2 protein-coding genes and 1 pseudogene are annotated in these 2223 nt (G+C 74.6%); 2 read left to right on the top strand and 1 reads right to left on the bottom strand.

What is annotated here, in order from left to right; genetic code table 11:
• The coding region (locus tag AB0J52_RS37155) for a sensor domain-containing protein (RefSeq protein WP_500187616.1) at positions 1 to 717 on the bottom strand (717 nt) is incomplete at its 3' end.
• 136 nt (positions 718 to 853) lie between these two features.
• On the opposite strand from AB0J52_RS37155, the gene AB0J52_RS37150 reads away from it, so the two are divergent.
• Together AB0J52_RS37150 and AB0J52_RS37145 are read left to right on the top strand one after the other, a co-directional pair.
• Positions 854 to 1582, top strand: a complete 729-nt coding sequence (locus AB0J52_RS37150; RefSeq protein ID WP_500187618.1) for an ABC transporter ATP-binding protein — start codon at positions 854 to 856, stop codon at positions 1580 to 1582.
• Positions 1579 to 2223 (top strand): annotated as a pseudogene (locus AB0J52_RS37145) (hypothetical protein); the annotation flags it as partial. The gene AB0J52_RS37150 and the pseudogene AB0J52_RS37145, both read left to right, overlap by 4 nt.

Genomic DNA, 2223 nt, shown 5'->3' with positions numbered 1-2223 from the left:
CTGGGCCTGGGTGCCGTCGTGCAGGTCGCGCTCGATCCGGCGCAGCTCGGCGCCGTGCGCCTCCAGCGCCTCGGCGCGGGTCTCGGTCAGCCGCTCGACCCGCTCCCGCAGGTTGACGCGCCGGCGCGGCGGCGACAGCAGCAGCTCGGCGAGCAGGGCCTGGCCGCGCGCCATCGGCGGGATCAGCCACAGGGCGATGCAGACGTACAGGGCGGTCTGGAGGAACGGCAGTGTGAGCGCCTGGTTCCAGGTGTGCAGCGTGGCGAACGCCGACACCGAGCCCTCGGGGACCGACCACCACCACAGCGGCAGGGAGAGCGAGTACAGCGCCGCCGGCCAGATCAGCGCTCCGAAAACACCCGCGATCAGTCCGAGCACGCCGTGCACGATCAGCCAGCCCAGCGTGCGCCACAGCACCGGGGAGCGCAGCAGGCGCACCCCGTCCTCGAGCGCCGAGCCGGAGGGCGGGGGCATCTCGGGCGTGGCGATCTCCCGGCCCAGCAGGCGTGACGCGCGGCGGCGCTCGAAGTCCGCCAGCCAGAAGACCGGACGCGTCAGCACCGGCATCCACGGCAGCGCCAAGAAGACCGCGCCGAGCAGCAGGGTCAGCGGCACCAGGTACAGGCCCATGAGGCCGGGCAGGGCTGTCGCGAGGCCGACCGTCAGGTAGACGGTGGCCTCCCGCGATCTCCTCAGCAGCCCTCCCACACCGATCACGGTATTCCACCTCCGGGAACGCCGTGACCGGGCGCGCCCCCCTCCCATGGTGTAGCTGGCTACACCCTCCATTCGGGGGCCCGCCCGGATGGCCGGAGATCGTCTTCTCCGTAGCGTCGATGACGTGAACAGCGCGATGACCAGGACGCCCGCCCCGCCGGCGGTGCGCCTCGACACGGTGACCAAGGCCTACGGCCCCATGAAGGCGCTCGACGGCGTCTCGTGGGCGTTCCCCCGGGGCGGTTTCACCGCCGTGATGGGCCCCTCGGGCTCGGGGAAGAGCACCTTCCTGCACTGCGCGTCCGGGCTGGACCGCCCGACGGCCGGCGCGGTGTGGATCGGCGACACCGAGCTCGGGCGGCTGCGGGAGGCCGCGCTGACCCGGCTGCGGCGCGAGCGGGTCGGGTTCGTCTTCCAGTCCTTCAACCTCATCCCCTCCATGGACGTGGAGGAGAACGTCGCGCTGCCGCTGCGGCTCGGCGGCCGCCAGGTGGACCGGGACCGCATCGCCTCGGTGCTGGCCCGGGTGGGCCTGGCCGACCGGATGCGGCACCGGCCGAGCGAGCTGTCCGGCGGGCAGCAGCAGCGCGTGGCGCTCGCCCGCGCCCTGGTGACCGACCCCGAGGTCGTGTTCGCCGACGAGCCGACCGGGGCGCTCGACCCGCGCACGGCCCGCGAGATGCTGCGCCTGATGCGCGAGGCGGTGGACGTGGCCGGCCAGACCGTCGTCCTGGTCACCCACGACCCGGTCGCCGCGTCATGGGCCGACTCGGTGCTGTTCCTGGACGGCGGCCGGATCGTGGAGGAGCTCGCCTCCCCGACCGTCGCGTCCGTGCTGGCCCGCTGGGACGGGGTGCCCGCGTGAGGCCCCGCCGCTCCGACTTCCAGGGCGCGTCCCTGGGCGTCTTCGTGACCCTGCTGCTCGCGACCGTGCTGGTCGGGGCGTTCGGGGTGCTGCTGGAGTCCGCACTGCGCGCCCACGCCCCGACCGAGCGGTACGGCGCCGCGCGGGCGGTCGTCACCGCCCCGGGACGCGTCGGGCTCAAGACCAAGTCGCCGGGGTCCGACCCCAAGATGCAGTACCGGCCCAGGACCGAGCTGCCGCACATCCCGGTGGCGGCCGCCGACCGGCTCCGGCAGGTTCCGGGTGTCCGCGCGGTCGTGCCGGACGTGTCGTTCCCGCTCGTGACGGCCGGCGGCGTCCCGCTGTCCGGGCACGGCTGGGACGCGGCGGTCCTCGGGCCCGTCACGCTGGCCGAAGGGCGGGCCCCGCAGGCCTCCGACGAGGTCGTGCTGCCCGCCGCGGCCGGAGCGAAGGTCGGCCGGACGATCCGGCTCCAGGCGGACGGGGCGCCGGCCGCCTACCAGGTCACCGGCCTCGTCGGCGCAGGCCACTCCGCCGCGTACTTCGCACCGGCCACGGCGGCCACGCTGAGCGGCCACCCGGGCTATGCGACCAGGGCGTACATCTTGGACAGCGACGTGCAGGTGACGACGTTCTCGGAC

Origin of the sequence: Spirillospora sp. NPDC049652, assembly GCF_040675125.1 — a bacterium.
In the GTDB taxonomy this organism is placed as follows: domain Bacteria; phylum Actinomycetota; class Actinomycetes; order Streptosporangiales; family Streptosporangiaceae; genus Spirillospora.
This window is presented reverse-complemented; position numbering and strand designations above follow the sequence as displayed.

What these genes read in the sequence shown, in the direction of transcription:
- AB0J52_RS37150 (WP_500187618.1), top strand. Translation starts at nt 854, where the DNA reads ATGACCAGGACGCCCGCCCCGCCGGCGGTGCGCCTCGACACGGTGACC.